Annotated in this window: 13 protein-coding genes and 2 pseudogenes; 8 read left to right on the top strand and 7 right to left on the bottom strand. The window is 67.9% G+C overall.

Going from position 1 to position 18,867, the window contains the following annotated elements; all coding sequences use genetic code 11:
• Positions 1–6 precede the first annotated feature (6 nt).
• Positions 7–822 (bottom strand): mycofactocin-coupled SDR family oxidoreductase, encoded by an 816-nt coding sequence (locus tag ND748_RS06050; RefSeq protein WP_251744673.1) that lies wholly within the window; start codon positions 820–822, stop codon positions 7–9.
• A gap of 178 nt (positions 823–1,000) precedes the next feature.
• On the opposite strand from ND748_RS06050, the gene ND748_RS06045 reads away from it, so the two are divergent.
• Both ND748_RS06045 and ND748_RS34510 read left to right on the top strand, forming a co-directional pair.
• On the top strand, positions 1,001–1,201 hold the full coding sequence (locus ND748_RS06045; protein ID WP_251744672.1) for a hypothetical protein: 201 nt from the start codon (positions 1,001–1,003) through the stop codon (positions 1,199–1,201).
• Positions 1,202–1,494: 293 nt separating this feature from the next.
• Complete coding sequence (locus ND748_RS34510; protein WP_251744671.1) at positions 1,495–2,151, top strand: CHAT domain-containing protein; 657 nt, start codon at positions 1,495–1,497, stop codon at positions 2,149–2,151.
• Between the two features lie 11 nt (positions 2,152–2,162).
• On the opposite strand, the pseudogene ND748_RS34505 reads toward ND748_RS34510, so the two are convergent.
• Positions 2,163–2,366 (bottom strand): annotated as a pseudogene (locus ND748_RS34505) (XRE family transcriptional regulator); the annotation flags it as partial.
• A gap of 190 nt (positions 2,367–2,556) precedes the next feature.
• Here ND748_RS34505 and ND748_RS06030 point away from each other — a divergent pair.
• The 5 genes from ND748_RS06030 (at position 2,557) to ND748_RS06010 (ending at position 5,400) form a co-directional block, all read left to right on the top strand.
• Positions 2,557–3,162, top strand: a complete 606-nt coding sequence (locus ND748_RS06030; protein WP_251744670.1) for an SMI1/KNR4 family protein — start codon at positions 2,557–2,559, stop codon at positions 3,160–3,162.
• A gap of 236 nt (positions 3,163–3,398) precedes the next feature.
• Entirely contained in the window at positions 3,399–3,710 is a 312-nt protein-coding gene (locus tag ND748_RS06025) for a hypothetical protein (RefSeq protein WP_251744669.1), read from the top strand.
• Between the two features lie 527 nt (positions 3,711–4,237).
• Positions 4,238–4,429 (top strand): type II toxin-antitoxin system RelE/ParE family toxin, encoded by a 192-nt coding sequence (locus ND748_RS06020; protein WP_251744668.1) that lies wholly within the window; start codon positions 4,238–4,240, stop codon positions 4,427–4,429.
• A complete protein-coding gene (locus tag ND748_RS06015; RefSeq protein WP_251744667.1) occupies positions 4,426–4,758 on the top strand; it encodes a helix-turn-helix transcriptional regulator in 333 nt (110 codons plus the stop codon). The genes ND748_RS06020 and ND748_RS06015 overlap by 4 nt, the downstream gene beginning before the upstream one ends.
• A gap of 393 nt (positions 4,759–5,151) precedes the next feature.
• On the top strand, positions 5,152–5,400 hold the full coding sequence (locus ND748_RS06010; protein WP_251744666.1) for a hypothetical protein: 249 nt from the start codon (positions 5,152–5,154) through the stop codon (positions 5,398–5,400).
• A 38-nt stretch (positions 5,401–5,438) separates the two neighbouring features.
• Here ND748_RS06010 and ND748_RS06005 read toward each other — a convergent pair whose 3' ends face one another.
• The 4 genes from ND748_RS06005 to ND748_RS05990 form a co-directional block, all read right to left on the bottom strand.
• Entirely contained in the window at positions 5,439–8,807 is a 3,369-nt protein-coding gene (locus ND748_RS06005; RefSeq protein ID WP_251744665.1) for a Swt1 family HEPN domain-containing protein, read from the bottom strand.
• A 1-nt stretch (position 8,808) separates the two neighbouring features.
• Entirely contained in the window at positions 8,809–11,565 is a 2,757-nt protein-coding gene (locus ND748_RS06000; RefSeq protein ID WP_251744664.1) for a DUF1156 domain-containing protein, read from the bottom strand.
• 975 nt (positions 11,566–12,540) lie between these two features.
• A complete protein-coding gene (locus tag ND748_RS05995; RefSeq protein ID WP_251744663.1) occupies positions 12,541–15,951 on the bottom strand; it encodes a helicase-related protein in 3,411 nt (1,136 codons plus the stop codon).
• A gap of 48 nt (positions 15,952–15,999) precedes the next feature.
• Entirely contained in the window at positions 16,000–16,779 is a 780-nt protein-coding gene (locus ND748_RS05990; protein ID WP_251744662.1) for an AraC family transcriptional regulator, read from the bottom strand.
• Positions 16,780–16,924: 145 nt separating this feature from the next.
• Here ND748_RS05990 and ND748_RS05985 point away from each other — a divergent pair, with 145 nt between their 5' ends.
• The gene (locus ND748_RS05985; RefSeq protein ID WP_251744661.1) at positions 16,925–17,806 is read left to right on the top strand and encodes an NAD(P)H-binding protein; all 882 of its coding nucleotides are present in this window, start codon (positions 16,925–16,927) and stop codon (positions 17,804–17,806) included.
• A 21-nt stretch (positions 17,807–17,827) separates the two neighbouring features.
• On the opposite strand, the pseudogene ND748_RS05980 reads toward ND748_RS05985, so the two are convergent.
• A pseudogene (locus tag ND748_RS05980) lies at positions 17,828–18,674 on the bottom strand (IS5 family transposase).
• Positions 18,675–18,867: the final 193 nt, after the last annotated feature.

The raw sequence follows: 18,867 nt of genomic DNA, 5'->3' as shown, positions 1-18,867 counted from the left end.
TCGACCTCAGAACTCGGTGTTGCCGGCGTCGGGGGCGATCTCGTGGGCGGTGATGAACCTCGACTCGTCCGAGGCCAGGAACAGCACGGTGTCGGCGACGTCCTCCGGCTCGGTGCCGTCGACCGGCAGCAGGTTCATGAACATCGGGCCGAGCCGGTCGTAGCCGGCGATCGCCTCGTCGATGCGCTCGCGCATCGCGCCGGTGCCCATCGGCGTGTTCACCCCGGTCGGGTGCACGCTGTTGACCCGGATGTGGTGCTGGCTCAGCTCCGCCGCGAACGCCTTCGCCATGCCCCGCACCGCGAACTTGCTCGTCGTGTACGGCACCATGAACGGCTGCACCTTCAGCCCCGCCGCCGAGCTGATCAGGATGATCGAGCCCCCGCCGGCCCGGACCAGGTGCGGCGCGCCGACCATCACCGTGTTCCACACCCCGGTGATGTTCGTGCTGATGGTGTCCTCGTAGATCTGCGGGGTCACCTTGTCCCACGCCCGCGGGATGCAGATCCCCGCGTTGGCGACGACCACGTCAAGCCGACCGAGCTGCGCCACGCCGTCATCGACGATGGCCCGCAGCGCCGCCAGGTCGCGGACGTCCACGATCCCGGACACCACGCGGCGCCCCGTCTTCTCGATCAGCGAGACCGTCTCGGCCAGGTCCTCCGGGGTCGCGGAGAGGTAGTCGACGCTCGGCAGGGGCGCACAGACGTCGACCACGATCACGTCGGCACCCTCCTCCGCAAGCCGCAGCGCGTCCGCCCGTCCCTGCCCGCGCGCGGCCCCCGTCACCAGCGCGACCTTACCCGCCACCCGACCGCTCATCGCCGTCTCCGATCCCACGTCACAGCGCCCGGCCACTGCCGGCCCGACACCTGGTTGAGTACTCACTCAGCCTACGACCCAATCCGGTCGTCCGGGGGCATCACGGTCCAACAAGCCCAGGTCACGCTGTCGCCGGGTATGGCGCGACAGCTCCCATGCCACGATTTCCATGCCGCCGATGCCGGGTTCGACTGCGGCGAGGACGTCGACAGCCGACATCGACGCCGCCGTCGCGGCGGGACGTGCCGCGCTGGCGGCGGCCCCGGCCGGCGACCCGGACCGTCCGGAGCTGCTCGTGGCGCTGGCCCGGTCGCTGCGGGCCCGCCCGCTGGTTCCGTCCGGACGTCGACCGGGACACCGACATCGGCGCGGCGGCTGAACCTCAGTGATCGGCGACGCGACGCCCCGGTCGTGCGTCCCGCCGGAGTGCACGCGCTCGCTCGCCCCGGACGGCGCGATCATCCCGGACGGCGCGATCAATCCGGACGGCTCCGCGCGGCTGTTGGCCGTCGCGCTCGAGGAGACGCCCGGCCAGCCGCCGCTGGCGGACACGGCGCAGGAGCTGGTGATGCTGGCCGACCGGTTCGGCGAGGCGCACCGGACCGAGCTGCGGGGCGCGGCGGCGACCCGGGCCGCCGTCGAGCGGGAACTGGCGGCCCATCGCATCGCTGGGTGCACGTCAGCTGCCACGGCACCCAGGACCTGGCCGACCCGGCCGCCGGCGGCCTGGCGCTGCACGACGGGATCCTCACCGTCGCCGACGTCGGGCGGCATCGGTACATCGGCGCGTTCGCCGCCCTGGCCGCGTGCCAGACGGCGACCGGAGGCGTCCACCTGGCCGACGAGGCGATCACGCTCGCGTCGGCGCTGCACCACGTGGGCTGCCGCCACGTCGTGGGCACCCTGTGGTCGGTCGACAGCGCCGAGACCACGAGTCTGTTCCGGGCGGTCTACGCCGCGATGACCGTGGACGGCGTCCCGACCTCGCCGCGGGCGCCCTGCACGGTGCCGTGCGCGGACTGCGGGACGATCATCGCCTGGAACCCGGGGCGTGGACCCCGTTCACCCACACCGGCCCGTAACCCGGGTCCCGAGAAACTGGACCCGACCCTGGGCCTGGGCCGAGGACTGGACCTGACCCGAGGACGGGGCCTGACCCGAGGAGTCGACGATGGCAGTGATTCGACCGGGCCGCGACGAGCCGCAGCCCTCATGCCTCGCCTTCCGCCCGCGCCTGGGTCGGTGCCGGCCGCCGCGCGGCGGGTGACGATCATCGATCCGAGGAGGTCGAGCACCCGGGCCGAGGGCAATCCGGGTTCGGGCGTGTAAGTGACGAACATCTGGTCACGCGACGCGGGCGTCGTCCCGGTGACGTAGCCGAGGTCGATATCGCCGAGCTCGGGGTGGCGCAGCAGCATGAGTCCGCTGGCCTTCTCATGGACGTGGTATTCGGCCCACAGCCGACGGAACGTCTCGCTGCGCACGGCCAGGTCGCCCACGAGCGCGGCGAGGTCGGGGCGGTCGGGGTTCTCACCTGCGGTCATCCGCAGGATCCCGACGGTGTCCCGCGCCCTCACCGAAATCTTCGGACAAAGCCAGGATCCGTGAACGAACTTTCGTTGCGGCAGGTCCATTCTGCGGGAAACAAAATTGCGCTCGTCCGGGGCGAACATCGGCCCGTGATAGCTTGTCGAATGGCAGAATACTGACGTTCCCGACAAGGAAGCCGGATTCATGTCGAATCTCGCCGACGGCGACGCGCCCCTGGCCGCACCCGTGCTGACGACCCCCGAGCAGTGGCGCGATTATCTGCGCGAGTACAGCGAGATGTGTCTACGCACGGCCGCTCCAGGCGAGCTCTCCGACGAGCAGATCCAGCATCGTTGGGCGGGTCACGAGCCGGCGGCCGAGCAGACGGTGGTGGCGGCCGAGCAACGCCTGGCGGTCCGTTTCCCGCCGACCTTCCGCAGCTTTCTGGCGACAAGCGACGGATGGCCCAACCTCGCCGGGTGGGTCGACGAGCTGCACGCGAGCGCAGACGTCGCATGGTTCCGCGACACACCGGACGGCGTCGGTTTCATCGACCTATATGGGGAGCCGCGTAACGACGACGAGGACGACAGCGACATGCTGTCGCTCTTCCGTCGATCGCTGGTGATCGCGAGCGGCGAGGACTTCTGGCTGCTCGATCCGGCCGATGCCGGCCCGGACGGCGAATGGGTCGCCTGGGATTTCACGCCGAAGTACGGCAGCCTGGAACGCTTCCCGAGCTTTGCGGAGATCTTCCACGCCGACCGGGCCGTCATGGAACAGGAGGCAGCGGACGACACCGATCGATGACACAGCGCTGACCAACACAGCGCTGACCGACACAGCACTGACCAACACAGCACTGACCGACACAGCGGCCAACGGGCGGACCCGGGGCGCTCAGGCCGAGGAGCCAGATCCGGACGGTGCTGTCCTGGCCGCCGCTGGCGAGGGTGCGACCGTCCGGGGAGCAGGCTGGGAGGGTGATTTTCGGCATGTCGACGAGGCGACGGGCTGCAGCGGGCTATGCCGACAACAATTGTGTGGTGCCGAATCACATTAACCGCACCAACATCGAGCAGACCGTCGATCTGCTCGTCGGCCGGCTCATCGCCCGTCTGCGCACCGAACTGGGCATCGATCTCACCCTCGGCCCGCGCGCCCGCGCCCGCCTCCTCGTCGAGCTCACTGCCGAACAGCACCTCGACGGCCACAGCATCGGCTCCGCCCTCGAGGACATGCTCATCGCCCCGCGCCATCAGGCCCTGAACACACACAGCCCGGCACCGTCGGGCACCCTGACGATCACCGATGTGGCCCGCGAGTACGGCGCCTGGACGGTGTCACTCAGACATTGAGGCAGGGGCGAGGCAGCGCATAACGGAGAACCACGCACGTCGGCTCGCTTGCTGGCAGATTCGACGGCCAGTCACCGTCTCCGTCGGCCGCCCCGTCTTCCGCTCCCCGCACTCATCGCAGGCGAAGGTCTCGATGTCACCACCTCAATCCCGATGCCACCTAGCCTAAGTTGATCAAGCTGTTGCCTGGGGTTTTACGGGGTTGGCGAGTCTGATCGGTCGCCACGCTCCGCGATCGCCCCCAGGGACCCGCTCGACCCCGGACACCACCGAAGCGCCGCCGGTGACCTCGGACCGGTCCTCCCACCGCACCATCCCACGACCACGACCACGACCGCTTGACATGGTCATGCAGGTTCCGCGGAACCGCAGCGCGCCCTGACGACCCAGAAGATGTCCCTGAGGGGATGACAGCTCGTCGCATCTCCGGCAGCTCGGCGAAGCGGGCTCGAAATAAGTCTGGCTTATACTGAGCTCATGTGGGAGATCGTGCTGCACCCCGAGGTCGAGCAATGGTTCCTCGACCTGTGCCGCACGGACTCGGTCAGTGCGGACCTGGTCGGCTGATTTTCGCCTTCGACCCGCGCCGGGAAGCGGTCTTCCTCGTCGCGGGCGACAAGTCCAGCGCTTGGCGCACCTGGTACCAGACCGCAGTGCCGCTCGCAGACGAAAGATTCAGCGAACATCTGAGGATCTTGAAGGAACAGGAGGGATCATGACCACACCGTCGAACTGGCGTGATGTCAAGGCCCGCGCCCGCGCGACCGATCCCGAGTGGGACAGCGCCGCGCGGACAGCCCGCCGCGCTGAGATGCGAAGCCAGATGCTCGCCTCCGTCAGCGGCGCGCAACTCGCCGAGATCCGCAACCAACTCGGCCTCACCCAGGCCCAGCTCGCCGAAGCCACCGGCCTCACCCAGGCCAGGATCAGCCAGATCGAGAACGGCACCGCCACCGGGCTGGACGTTCTACGCACCTACATCACCGGCCTCGGCGGCCACCTCGACATCGTCGCCCGCATCGGCAACATTCATCTCCACATCGCCTGACAACCGGCATCAGCATCTGCTTGCCGACCCGGCCGCCACCGTGGATCCGCCAGTCCGCGGCGCTGCCGCCCTGCCCGACCTCCGCCGATCACCTCCGACCGCTTGTACCCGCCTGAGCTCGCCGTGCCTCTGACCCGGGCGTAGCGTCCGCCGGACCGTCCGGAGATCGCCGGTCGCATCAGTGACGCTGGGATCGTTATCCGGTGACCGTCGGGAGCGAAGAGGACGCTCCCGACTTCTTCGTGTCATTTGCCGAGGGCGGTCAGTCCTGGAGGTGGAGTCGCAGATGGCAGGTGGGCCGTCCGACAGGCCGCCCCGGGTTCGCGGTACGTCGACGTGCGTCCCTACGCGGTTGCGGACTCCTTGGATCAGCTCCAGGGTCCGACCGCGGGTGTGGTGGTTCTGGACCGGTGGTTGGACTGGTCGGGTTCGACTCAGTACGACCTGAAAAATCCCCGCCGGCTGGCACGGATGTACGAAACCATGCTGCGGGAGGCGTCCAGGACGGCGGATCTGTCCCACTGGCTGGACGGGCGCACGCTGGTCCGGCTTTGGCCTGACCTGGTCCTGCCGCCGCAGGTCCGTAGCCGGTGGGAGACCCCGTTTCCCGAGCTGACCACCGGGCGTTCGTCCGCGGCCTGACCAGGTGACCTGACCTCTGGTACCCGCCGGTGGGCCGTTCAGGTCTCCTCGAAGCCTGACTGGTCGAACTTCAGGGTTCCGGCATTCTCGGAGACGGTGCGTACCTGCCCTTCCTCGAAGCCGGTGGTCTTCGTGGCTTCGATCTCGATCTTCACGACGAGGTTGATGCCGTCCTGGCGGAGGTTGGCGATGATCTCTTCGGCGACGTTCTTGAAGTCGAGGGCGATCTTGTCGGAGTTCAGGGTCTTCACCCCGTAGAACCGCGTCTTGGGCTCGCGATGGTGGACGCCGCGATGGTCAGGGTCTGGCTTGAAGGTCTTCTTCTCATCGGTCTCGTCGGTCTTGTCGTTCTCGTCCGGAAGTTTCACCGGGTCCGGCGTCGGGACTTCGGTGGCGCGCTGCTGGACGGCAACATCGGGACGCACCAGCAGCAGCGAGTCGGTGGCCGCCGGCGCGGCGTTCTTGTCCTCGCCGGGCAGCCACAGTCCAATGTAGCGGCCGGCCGCGTCGTCATAGCCGGCGGCGAGGGCAAAGGCGTCGATCTGCCAGTGCAGCGGCATGTCGATGACGCCCGCGTTGAGCACCGTCCGGTCGCGCAGGCGCGGCATGTAGGGGTACTGGCTGTAGAGCCCCCACAGGACGCCGAGCGAGACGTGGCCGTCCTTCCAGATCTGCGGAACCTTGCTGATCGCCAGCCGGATCGTCGCCGCGGCCTGCCGCGTCGAGAGGTCGCCGTCGTTGCCGAGGCGGCGGGAGACCCGCTCGGCGAGCGAGGTGGCCTGTCCTTCGACTTTGGTCTCGCGAAGGAGGAACGGCGCGCCCGGCTGCGGCTGGGCCGGGACGAGCGCCCAGGTGAAGGTCTGCAGGAGCCTGGCGGTGACGGTCTGGTCGGCCTGGTTCTGGCGCTGGGTGGCCTGGTTCTTCTGGTTCTGGGTCAGGTCGAGGTCGGCCTCGTTGTCGAGAACGTGCTTCCAGCCGAGGTAGTCGCGGGTAGCGGTGTCGAGCTCCTCCAGCCGGGCCTCGTCGGGGGCGAGGTAGACGAGCATGTTCCGGTTGGTCCGGTTGGCGCTGCCGCGACGCTCGGTCGCCTTCTGCGCGAACTCCTTGGCGACCGACTCGGTGCCCCGCTTGTGGGCGACCTTCGGGTGCAGGATGACGAGGCGCGCCTCAGCGGTGTCGGGGATGTCGGCGTTGGTCTCCGGGCAGACGTGGACGCCGGCGAAGTCACCCTTCAGCCGGCCCTGGCCGAGCAACCGGGTGACGATCTCCTTCCACACGTCTTCCTTGTGGAGGCGCTCGGCCTGGTCCTTGGCGGTGCGGGTAATGTTGGCCTGGAGGTCATACCAGTACTTGCCGGACCCGGAGTAGAAGTACGTCGCCCGGTCACCGAGCTGGGTCAGCGCGGCGTGGAAGTTACCCGGGACGTCGCCGGGGATCGCGGTGCCGAGGAACACCCGCTGGGTGCCGATGCCCTTGTGCACCGAGCCGGGGGCGACGGTCGGGGCGGCACCGAAGAACACCGTGCGGGCGAGTCGCCTGGTCAGCGCCCGCTGGCCGAACAGCGGCTTCGCCGTGTCGATGCGCGCCGGTTCGGAGTTCGGGCCGTCGACGTCGGCGTCGATAATCGTCTTCCAGGAGTCCTGGAGGTACTGCGTCAGCTCGGCGTTCACGTTCGCGGTCGCGAGCGGGATCGATCCCGGCATGATCATCGGCGAGGCGTCCTCACCCGTCCAGAGCGCGTGGATCACCGTGCTCATCAGCCGCAGCACACCCCGGGTGCGCTGGAAACGCTCCAGCGAGGACCATTCCTCGTAGAGGGTGTCGAACAGCTCCGGGTGGATCGGGTAGGTCTGCCGGAGGCGATACTCATACGCCGGGTCGCGCGCCTCGCGCGGGAAGTCGTCGGTGTACTTGCGGTACAGCTCCACGTACGCCTTGGCCGTCGCCCCGATCGCGGCGAGCGCGGCGGCGTCGGGCTGCTTGAACAGCCGCTGCCGGACAATGTTGTAGGCCTCGGTCGGCGACGCCGGGCGCCACTGGTCGGCCACCCGTCGCACGACATTCTGGAGCCGCTTGAGGGCTTCGAGACCGTTGGCGCCGCCGACCTCCTCGGCGCTGCCGACCACGATCTCGGCGTCCACCCCGTTCTCCGAGGCGGGAATCGAGATCGCGAGCAGGACGCCCGTGGTGCCCTTGGCGGTCTCGGTCAGCGACTGGGCGAAAGTGAACTGGTCGTCGAACGTGCCGCCCGCGAGGTCGTCGCGGCCGACGAGGGAGCGGGCGTAGGCGACCCACTCGTCGATCAGGATGACGGCAGGCGCGTACTTCGCCAGCAGCGTGTGCAGCGCGTCACCGGGGTGGGTGCGGTTGCTGTCCGCGGTGGCGACGATGGCGTAACCCTCGGCACCGCCAAGCTGCCAGGCCAGCTCACCCCAGATCGTGTTGACGCGGGTGCCGTCGTCCTTGGTGGCACCGGACGGGCTGAGGTGGTTGCCCACGATCGCGACCCGGTTCACCTTGGTACCGGCGTAGCCGTTGGCGGTGAGCAGCTCCTGGGTCTCCTGTGGGAACTTGCCCACGGGAAGTCCGGCGGCCACGTGCCACAACGACAGCATCGAGTGGGTCTTGCCGCCGCCGAAGTTGGTCTGCAGGTTGATTACCGGCGAGACATTGTCGTCACCCGAGAGTCGCCGCACGGCGCGGCCGACCAGGTCGCGCAGGCCCTCGGTGAGGTAGGTGCGCCGGAAGAACTCGACCGGGTCTGCATAGTCGTTGTCGGACTCGCCGCCGGTGGCGACCTTGTAGAGGTCGGCCGCGAACTCGGAGGCGTGGAAGTTGCCGGTGGCCACGTCGTCGTGGGGCAGGAGCACTTCCCGCCACGGCTTGAGTCCGGCGGCCTCGGGGTTGGCGACCGCGGCCTTGAGAACCCTCTTGTCATCCTTGTCCGCGGTCACTCGCCGCAGGTTGTGCCGGATGCCGCGGACTTCCTCGGACTCGGCATTGGCGCCGATGAGCTTGAGTAGGCGTTCGCCTGTGTCGAGGGCGCGGTAGGCGTCGTCGTCGGTGAACGAACCGTTGTGCGCCCAGGTGTTGCGCACGTCGCGAAGCTCGCTGGCGAAGGTCTCGCCGGCCCGCCCGACAGTCTGGTTGAACGGATACCAGCCCGGCCTGTAGCCGCTGGTGATCTTGCCTTCGGTGAGCAACCGGAACTGAACCTGCGGGTCGAGCGGGTCATAGGTCTTGGCCGCCGAGCCACCGTTCTTGAGGTCCTTCGCCTGGACCAGCTTCGTCCACTCAGCCCCGAGCGCCGGATCGGCCTGGCCGATCACCGACGAGATGAAGTCGTCCAGAGCCGGGGCAAGGATCTGGAACATCTGGTCGATGCGGTCGCGGTTGCTCAGCGCCATGTCACTCGTCCTCGTCGAAGTCGATCGCGCCCTGCGTCTTCGTGGGCCTCTTCTGCGTGCGTGCGGCCTCCAGAATCTCCGGCCAGCTCGTCACGAGGCTGTTGAAGCTCAGCGCATCCTTCGTCCAGCCGTTTGCCTCCGCGATGCGGAAGAGCAGGTGCGCGAGCTCCTTGATGAGGTCCGCCTCGACAGCGCCGTCCGAGCGACTCAACGCCGCCTGGAGGAAGTCGCCCGCCGGAGCAATGCCGTCGCTCTCCAACACTCTGATCAGATGATGGAGGACCTCCCAGTTGCTGGGGTGGCTGTCCTTCAGCACGTCGTAGTCCCACGACAGATCGGCCGGCTTGATGAGCTGCACATTGCCTGCCCGGCTAGTGAGGATCGCCTCCCGGTCCATCACGTCGACGCTGGTGTTCCGGGCCCGCGCGAGGTTGTCAGCGTCACCGAACTTGCCGACGCCGTAGCCGTGCTGCCGGTACCACGCGATCGCGAACCGGGAGGTGGGGTCGAAGTCGCCCTCCTGTTCATTGAGCACCTGGTCAAGTATCTCGTTGATCCGGGCGAGTGCGGAGCGAACAGTCATCTTCTTTCCGTCAGGCTCAAGCACTGCGCTGTACCGGCTAAACACAGCCATCCCCGGCCCGATCGCCGCCTGCGGCAGGTCCACCGGCGCGATCTGCCCCTGCTGCAACTTCCGCAGCGCGTCGGGCAACTCGGCCTCCAATGCCGCGATGAACCCACGCCGGTCCGTCGTCGGCGCTTTCTCGGGACGGGGACGCAGCGACAGTACAATCGAAGAAGCCAGCGCGTTCGAACCTTGGCCACGTATGCGGTTACTCAACTCGCTCCGGTTTGGCCAGGTCGCAGTGATCGCCCAACCGCTACGGATCATTCCTTCGAGCAGAGTCTCCCAGCCAGTCGACGCGTCTCCAATCTCGTCACTGTCAGACTGCTTGAAGGCGTAAAAGACGACGATTGGATAGTCTTCGTACACTGTCTCTCGTACCCGCGAGAAGACTGATCTGAACCCGTCCTCGAAGAATTTTTCAGCTTCCTTCTTACCGTTCTGACGCTGAGGGTTTGCGACGAGTTCCTCAACCTTGGGAACGAGCATGGTTCCGAACAGGCCCGGATAGATTCCCCGAAGGCTTCGGCGAAGCCAGACATAGAAGAAGTCCGAGAGGTCGGCGTATGGGACGTTATCATAGTACGGCGGATCGGTGCTGATCACGTGCTTGTACGACCGGGACGCAGCGTCCGCCTGAGTCACGAATCCTTGCTCTGCCCCGATGAGTTGCTCAAGCACCTCAACCTCGGACTGCACTACGGCAGTCAGTCCGCCGCCCGCAGCCGTAAGTGGGTTGGCCTCCGCAAAGTCCCAGGTCATGGGAATGGCCTGGCGTTGAAACGAACCGCGCAGCCGGTCCATTCCAGATTCCCAACCGCACATGGTATTGTTTCGTGCGAGCGCTTTACTCACAGAGAAACCGAGGTAGGTAGTGACGGCGTCGGCGTACGCCTCGGTGCCGCCGTCGGCGACGATCCGTTCACGGGCGTCGGCGACTAGGTCGCTAAAGGTGGTCAGAGTGGTGAGCTGGCGATTGGTGAACAGACTGGCCGTGGTGGTCATCCCGTAAAGAGGCGCACCCATGTACTGCGAGTTGGTTGAAAGCACCCCGCTTGGCACATCGTGAGGCCGCGCAACATCAGCGGCCGCCTCATGTTCGACTGTCGGAGCGACATATACTCGCTGCCTGTGGCCTTCTATCGTGATAGCCATCAGCCGGGCGCCCATGCGACCAGCGTGGCCCTCCGCCTTGATATAGGCTTTGCTTGCCGCGCTGTCACATGCAACGCAAACGGCACCGACACGACCGGCGACAGTCCCGTCATTATTATTGATCGGCGTGCCAGCCTCGTCGTGCCCAACGGTAAACGCGACCCGCAGCCCCGAGGGATGGGTGGGGTCGGGGACGACCTGGGGGACGACGTACGCCTCCTTGCCCTTCTTCTTGCCTAGCCACCAGGAGCGGACCAAAGGCATCTCTATACCACAGGCGGGGTTGGGGCAGATGACAGTACGGGCCCAGATCCAGGCGATGGCCGTGGCCTGGGTGCCGTCGGCGCGGGTGACCTTGGGGTAGAGGTGGCCGATGCGCTTCTCAGCTTCGTCGCGTATCCAGGTGCCGTAGGCGCGTACGTCAGCGGCCAAGCCCTCCGTATTTTTCCAGAGGCGGATCTCGGAGTCCGCCAGGTCGGGGAAAATCGGCGGCTGGTCGCGGAACTTGGGCGGGATCTCGATGAGCGCCTTGTTGATGAGAACGGCGACCGGGTTGAGGTCGGAGGCGTGGGCCTCCAAGCCGAGGCGCTGGGCCTCCAGTGGGATGGTTCCCCCGCCGGCGAAGGGGTCCAGGATCGGTGGCGGGTTGCCGTTCGTGGACTTGAGGATCTCCTCGTGAGCCTCCTTGAGTACCTGACTGTCACGGGCGTTCTCCCAGAGCACGAGCCGCTCGATAAGCCGATGCAGCCGATCGCGCTCCTTCCGTTGCAGCTCCTCGGTGGGGAACTCCTCGGGCCGTGCGCTCGGGTCGTCGACGAGCTGGGCGAACAAGACGGCTCGGGCTGCTGCGAGCGGCCGTCGCGCCCACCACAGGTGCAGCGTGGAGGGATGTCCGTGCCGGATGGACTTCTCCCGGGCCGACTCTCGGTTGATCGCCTCCAGTGGCAGCGCCACCTCGATCAACTTCCGCTTCTGCACCTACTGCCCCCCGACCCTCGCGAGCCCTCGATGCAGAGACCAGATGGTCGCCTCCGCACCGTGACCTGAAGGATCGAATCTAGCGGTTAAACCATCACAATGTGCATAGACCTTGACGATGTCGACCAGGCACGCGATGGGGCGCGTGGCTGCGTTGCTCCGTGGGCGAGCCGCAAGCCTTCAGGTAGTGCCGGCCCTGGCTCGGAAGAGAGCCGGCCCCTGCCCCAGTGGGCGAGGGTTGCGACAAGCCGTCAGAACGGTGCCCGGCCCTTGGCCCACGTCGGCGAACTCCGGCGCCGCGTTACCGATCACGTCGTCGCGGATGCGCACCTGCTGGACACGCTGTCCCACGGTTACAACATGCTGGGGTTCGGTGCCGCGACCAGCCACGACAAGCTGTTCCGCGCGTTGGTGCTCGTACAGATCATCTCTAGCCGGCCAACACACTCGACTCCCTACGCGTGCTGGAGGATGGCGGTGCTACGCCGCCATCCTCCAGCACGGTCCAGTGAACCAGGACGAGACTGCGTCGCACCGCCTCGATGAACGGGGCCTCAGGATGCTCTCGGCTGGTCCACCGTTGCCACCGAGACGGATGCCGCGGACCGTCGCCAACCTGCCACCCTGGTAAAGCCAGCCGATCGAGGTGAGTTCGGAGCCATTCGACCTGCTCACGGAAGTGAGTACGTGCCGGACCGGACGGAGAGGTTGCTCCGTAGGCGAGCAACACACCATCTGCCCCTGCGAGCGCTGTCTCGAGGGAGGGTCTTGCCGCTAGCCAGCCGGTAGCGGTCGCACCGAGCTCGTCGATGGCCCCTGTTGCCAGTGAAGGCAGCGAGAACAGGTTCGCGACCTGGACCTCGGCGAAGCCGAGCAGTTCAGCTGCCAACGCCACGCGGCCCAACGTGCGCTTACCGTCAGTCAGGGGTGGATTAGCCAAGACGGCGACGAGAGTCGCAGCGGTGGCCCCAGTCATTAGAACGGCGCCCTTCCCTTGGCCCAGGTCTTGGCCCAGTTGCCGCGCAGGCCGGTGGCGTCGAAGTCGCCGAGGTCGGTGGTGGCGAAGGGGGCGTCGAGGTAGCGGACCTCGTCGTGCTGCGGCCCGCGAGGGTCGACGCGGACGAGGGCGAGCCGGTAGCGCGGGGCGGCGTTCTTGCTGGTCATCACCTCGTTGTGGGTGACGAAGAAGTCGGTGGCACCGTCGAGGCGAGCCTTGACCTCGATGCGGTAGGTGTCGCCATCGGCATCGGTCGACAGGATGTCGAAGCCGGGGTTGGTGAACGCCTGCTCGACGGGCCGGCGGCCGAGTTCTCGCTCGCGCGTCAGGACGAGGTCGACACCGCGACGCTCGACCTCCTTCGTCGCCTTGGCGTGCATCGGCGCGGACGGCGGCAGGTCGTCCTCGAACAGGCTGACGGGCAGCACGAGGGCGGCGGTGACGAGGCGGGGCGGCTTGGTGGACATGAGCTGCTGCTGGTCGAGCAGCGCCAGGCGCCGGCGAAGCCGGGTGTCGAGCTCGACCGCCTTGCGGTTGAGGCTCGCCGGGGACTCCTTGGGCTTCTCGCCCTTCTGCTCGTTCTCCGCGGCGATCGCCGCCTCGAACAGCAGCCGTTCGCTCTCCGCGGTGAGGCGCCTCGTGACCAGGTCACGGGCCTTCGTCAGCTCCGCCAGCCGGGGGGGCTGGACCTCGGCGAGGTACTCGGGGAGCCGGTTGGCGATGATCCAGCTCGTGGCCCTGTCCTCCCCCTCGGCCAGCCACGCGAGGGCGCGGGCGGCGTCGGTCGCCGGGCCGGCGGGAGCCGCGACGCAGTCCAGGTACGGCGCGGGACCTGCGGGGCTGACCGTGCCGTGGCTGTCGACGTAGGCGTAGCCGAACCGGCGCGCCACGGACTCGCCGGTGGCGTCGGCGACCTCCTCGATGACGCCCACGAGCAGGTGCGGCTCGTCGAGGGTCGAGGACACGAGCACGGTGCCGCGGTTCAGCGCCCCGCCGAACTGCCGCACGGTCTCGTTGATGACCGCGTCGTGGAGCGGGTGGCCGGGCGCGAGCAGGTCGGCCCGCGCGAGTCCGTCGGGCTGGACGTGGGCGAGGTCGAAGGTGGCGCGGTCGTACTTCGTCGCGATCGGCCCCCTGCCGGCCGAGCGCAGGTGCTGGGGCACGTTCGCGATCTCGTAGCGGCCCTGCTCACGCCGGGCGATCCGACCACCGAGGCGGGAGAAGGCCGCCTTGAAGGCCAGCTCGATGTAGTGCGGCTGGAGCCGGCGGGCGCGGGCGGCGTCCATCGCCGCGCGCAGCCGCCGCAGGTCGGCCTCGGCGAGGTGCTCGGACGCGAGCGCCCGCTCGTCGAGTAGTTCCTTGAGACCGTCGCCGACGCTGGCGTCGATGACCTCGTGCATCTTCGCCTTCACCTCGGGACGCTCGCCGTACTGGATGGCGTCGAGCAGGAGGGTGCGCAGCGGGGTCTCGGTGAAGGCTTCGCCGAGGACGTCGAAGACCTTGCCGCCGTAGTCCAGGCGCATCTGGTCGAGCTTCGCCAGCAGGCGGGTGAAGACCTCGCCCTCCCGAGTGTTGGCGGCCACGAGGTTCCACAGCCGGCAGACCTCCCCCTGGCCGATGCGGTGGATGCGGCCGAAGCGCTGCTCGATGCGGTTGGGGTTCCACGGCAGGTCGTAGTTGACCATCAGATGAGCGGCCTGAAGGTTCAGGCCCTCGCCGGCCGCATCGGTGGCCAGCAGGATCTGAACGTCGCGGTTCTTGGTGAACTCCTCGGTGATCTGGCGACGCTCGCCGCGGCGCACGCCGCCGTGAATGGCCCTGACCGCGTCAGGCTTGCCGAGCAGCGATCCGATCTTGGCCCGGAGGTAGTCGAGGGTGTCGCGGTGCTCGGTGAAGATAATGAACTTCCGCGGGCAGCCGTTCGCGTCGGTGGTCAGCGCGTGGTCCTGGAGAATGGTCGACAGCTCGGTCCACTTGCGGTCGGTGCCGGCGTCGCGGACGCGCTTGGCGGTCTTGGCCAGCTCGGCCAGCTCGGCCAGCTCGGCGTTGAGTTCCGCCACCGTCTGCGCGGCGGTGGCGGCGTCGAGCAGGTCCTCCTCCAGCTGTTCGATCTCCTCGGCGTTGAACTCGTCGGAGTCGATCGCACTCAACTCGACTGTCGGCTCCGGCTCGCGGTAGGTGCCGTCGAGGATCTCCTGCCGCTTGCGCTCCAGGCGCTCGGACCGGCGGACGAGGCTCTTGTAGATCGCCTCCGGGCTGGAGGCGAGTCGTCGCTGGAGAACGGTGAGGGCGAAGCCGACGGTGTTCTTGCGCTTGCCACCGAGCCGGTCGGCCCGGTTCATTCCCTCGCGGACGTAGTGGGTGACGTCCTCGTAGAGGGCGTGCTCCAACGCGGTCAGCTCGTAGGGAACGGTCTCAGCGACGCGCTCGGGAAAGAGCTTCTTGCCCTCGAAGGTGAGCAGATCCTCCTTGACCATCCGACGCATGATCCCGCTGGTGTCCGTGGTCTTCTTCTGCCTGCCCTCGAAGCGGTCCCGGTCGAGCAGCGTGAGGAAGAGCTGGAAATCCTCCTCCTTGCCCGAGTGCGGGGTCGCGGTCATCAGCAGCAGGTGGCGGGTGAGCTGGCCAAGGAGCTCCCCGAGCTGGAAGCGCTTGGTCTTCTGCAGCTTGCCGCCGAAGTAGTGGGCGCCCATCCGGTGGGCCTCGTCGACGACGATCAGATCCCATTCGGTCTCGCTGAGCTGGGCCTGAAGGTGCTCGTTGCGGGAGAGCTGATCCATCCGCGCGATGAGGAGCGGATTGGTCTCGAAGACGTTGAGGTTGACCTGGGAGTCGATGAGCTGGTTGGTCAGCAGGTCGAAGCGGAGGCCGAACTTGAAGAACAGCTCGTCCTGCCACTGCTCCACGAGCCCGCCGGGCGCGACGATGAGGCACTGCCTCACGTCATCGCGCAGCAGCAGCTCCTTGATGTAGAGGCCGGCCATGATGGTCTTGCCTGCGCCGGGGTCGTCGGCGAGCAGGAAGCGCAGCGGGGTGCGCGGGAGCAGCTCGCCGTACACCGCGCGGATCTGGTGCGGGAGAGGCTGCACGTCACTGGTGGCGACGGCGAGCATCGGGTCGAAGAGCCCGGCCAGCGAGATGCGCTGCGCCTCGGCCACGAGCTTGAAGTCGCTGGCGCCCGCGTCAAAGGCTCGGCTGCCGGTCTGGGCAACGCTGAGCTTGTCCTGGTCCTGGCGGAACACGACCTGCTGGCCGAGGCCGCCGGCGGTGGTCTTGTAGGTCAGTTCGAGCGCGTCGGAACCGTGCCATTGCGCGGCAAGGACCGTGATGACCTCGGCGGGGATGAGCCCCGCAACGCGCAGCCCCGGCTTGAGCTCCTCCAGCAGCACGACCGACCTCCCGATAGACAGCCGACCAACATTACTGGAACGCCGTCTTCAGCACGGAACGACGGGGAGTTTCCCAGCGGCGAACTGACCCGGCGTCACGCCCATGATGTGGTGGAAATCCGCGGTCAGATGGGACTGGTCGTAGAAGCCGGCGTCGCTGGCCAAGCGGGCCCACGGCTGACGACCGGTGCGGTCGAGGACCGCGCGAATCCGGTTGAGACGGGCGACCTGCTTGGGCGGGAGTCCGACGGTCTGCGCGAAAAGGTTGCGCAGCTGTCTCTCGCTGACACCGACCTGGCGGGCTACGCCGCTGACAGTTGCCGGTGCGCCGCTGGCGCTGGTCGAGAGCTCGACGGCTGCGGCCTGAACCAGGTTGGCGCGCGAAGGCCCAGCTGGGCCGGCTTCTCGGACGCGGGAGTCCAGCGCTGCCACCAGGACCGCCGCGGCGCGCTCCGGATCGTCGCCGATCCCCGCCAGATCGTCGGTGAGCTGGTCGGCTGACCTGCCCCACAGCTCGTGGAGGGGCAGGACCCGGTCGACGACGTCGCACGCCGCGATCCCGAGCACCGTCGGCACGAAGCCGATGGTGATCCGCACCTTGATGCACAGGGGGATGTCCTTGCTCGGGTGGTAGGCGGCCCGAGTGCGGGGCCCGAGGACCCGCAGGACGCCGTAGCCGTCCTCCGTTCGCCGCCACACAATGGTGGTCGCCGGGTCGGGAGCATAGATCCACGGGTGCGGGTCGACGTCGCCGGAGTAGGTCGCGACGCTCACCCGCTCGACCCACGGGCGGGCAGCCTCAGCCACGGGCAGCTGCCTGTCCACCATGACCACGGCCCTCAGATTAGTCGTCGAGGACGGGGCTTCTCGCAGGCCACCTCCGGTACCCGTCCGGTACCCGGTACTCAGTAATCGGTACCCGGCGTGCCGGAATTTCCTAGCGACCGCGGTCCGTCGCCGCCACGATGATCCCATGATCTTGGTTACTGGTGCGACCGGCACCGTCGGCGGCGAGGTTCTGCGTCTCCTGGTCGACCGGGGCGCTCCGATTCGGGCGATGACGCGAGAACCGGCCCGTCTTCGTCTTCCTGCTGACGCTCTGATCGATGTCGTGCAGGCCGACTTCGACCGCGCTGACTCGCTCCACCGCGCGGTCGCCGGTGTCGACAGCGTCTTCCTGCTGACCGCTCCCGGCGCCGCCGGCTCGGTCGCCGAGCACGACCTGGCCATGATCCGGGCGGCCCGTGCAGGCGGCGTCCGGAAGGTTGTCAAGCTGTCCGCCATCGGCGGGAAGGCCGATGACGCCGCCGATCTGCCCTCGCTCAGGCACCGTGCCGGCGAACAGGCGCTGGCCGCCAGCGGGCTGACCTGGTCCGCGCTGCGGCCCAGCTCGTTCGCCTCCAACACGCTGTCCTGGTCCGACGCGATTCGAGCCGGCAACCCGGTGCCCAACCTGACCGGAACGGGCGCCCAGGGCGTCGTCGATCCCCGCGACGTGGCGGCGGTCGCGGTCGAGGCCCTGCTGACCGACGAGCACGATGACGCGGCCCACACCCTGACCGGCCCCGAGCTTCTCAGCGTTCCCGACCAGGTCGCCCAGCTCGCCGCCGAGCTCGGACGAACCATCACGACGGTTGAGGTGCCCCCACATGCGGTCCGCCAGCAGCTGGTCAGCGCCGGATTCGAGCCATCCGTCGCGGACTCCGCTGTCGACGGCTACCAGCTCGTCCGTGACGGCGGTAATGCAGTCCTCACCGACGATGTCGAACGCATCCTCGGCCACCCGGCCCGCGCGTTCCGCGCCTGGGCTCACGACCACCGCGCAGCCTTCGTGGCCGGTGAAGAATACCCGTAAGAAGGTGTTTGAGATCGTCGGTTAGATGATTCTCTGTAGCGGTCGGGGTCCTGGCCGTCGGGCGGGTGCGCGCCGGTCGATCCGCCGGGCCATGACACCGATCATCGCCCAGCGGATCAGGGCTTCGGCGTGGTCGGGGCGGCGTTCGTAGTCCCGGGCGTGACGACGGTGTCCGGTGATCCACGCCAGGGTCCGTTCGACGACCCGGCGGCGGGGCAGGACCTCGAAGCCCTTCTGCCCCGCAGGCCGGCGCACGACCTGCACCCGGAGCCCAAGCAGACGGGCGGCCCAGTCCACGATCGTCCCGGCGAACATCCCGTCACCGAACACCAGCTGTAACCGGCGGCCGGCGAAGTAGCTGTCGAGAAGAACCTGCCGCCCACCGGCGGTGTCATGCGTACTCGCGGGAACGACCAGCACGCCCCAGCAGCAGTCCCAGGGTGTCAACGACGAGGAATCGCTTGCGGCCGTTGATTTTCTTACCCATGTCGAAGCCGCGGCTGGCCGCCGGGACGGTGTCGGCGCCCTTCACCGACTGGGAGTCGATGATCCCTGCCGTCGGTTCGGTGTCACGTCCCTCCTGCACGCGGAGCTGGTCACGTAACGCGTCGTGGACACGTTCGGTCACGCCCTGATCGTGCCAGCGGGCGAAGTAGTAGTAGACGGTCTGCCACGGCGGATAGTCCGACGGCAGCGCCCGCCAGGCGCAGCCGTTGCGCACGACGTACCCAATCGCGTCGACGAGATCGCGGCGGTCGTGCTTCTCGCGGCGGCCGATCGACGCCGCCGGCGGCAACAGCGGCTCGATCAGCGCCCACTGGGCATCGGTCAGATCAGACGGATAGCGGTGACGGTGACGTCGCGGCACCCCCTGACCGTCACCCGCCCGACCACCCGGTCAGGCCCTTTCCCCGCGAACGCACACCCATCGCACACCCCGAATATCACAGCCAGTCACCACCCGGAGATCTCAAACATCTTCTAAGTGCCCGTTCTGAATCTTGGTTATGTGGGCCGCGTGTGGCCCGTTCCTGATCTTCTCGGTGTGGCGGGCCGGGTCG

The sequence above is a fragment of the Frankia sp. AiPs1 genome (genome assembly GCF_023716945.1).
Classification (GTDB): domain Bacteria; phylum Actinomycetota; class Actinomycetes; order Frankiales; family Frankiaceae; genus Frankia.
Note: the sequence above shows the minus strand (reverse complement) of the source record. Positions and strands in the feature narration are given on the sequence as shown.

What these genes read in the sequence shown, in the direction of transcription:
- ND748_RS05990 (WP_251744662.1), bottom strand. Translation starts at nt 16,779, where the DNA reads ATGGTGGACAGGCAGCTGCCCGTGGCTGAGGCTGCCCGCCCGTGGGTC.
- ND748_RS06050 (WP_251744673.1), bottom strand. Translation starts at nt 822, where the DNA reads ATGAGCGGTCGGGTGGCGGGTAAGGTCGCGCTGGTGACGGGGGCCGCG.
- ND748_RS06030 (WP_251744670.1), top strand. Translation starts at nt 2,557, where the DNA reads ATGTCGAATCTCGCCGACGGCGACGCGCCCCTGGCCGCACCCGTGCTG.
- ND748_RS06015 (WP_251744667.1), top strand. Translation starts at nt 4,426, where the DNA reads ATGACCACACCGTCGAACTGGCGTGATGTCAAGGCCCGCGCCCGCGCG.
- ND748_RS05985 (WP_251744661.1), top strand. Translation starts at nt 16,925, where the DNA reads ATGATCTTGGTTACTGGTGCGACCGGCACCGTCGGCGGCGAGGTTCTG.
- ND748_RS06005 (WP_251744665.1), bottom strand. Translation starts at nt 8,807, where the DNA reads ATGGCGCTGAGCAACCGCGACCGCATCGACCAGATGTTCCAGATCCTT.
- ND748_RS06045 (WP_251744672.1), top strand. Translation starts at nt 1,001, where the DNA reads ATGCCGGGTTCGACTGCGGCGAGGACGTCGACAGCCGACATCGACGCC.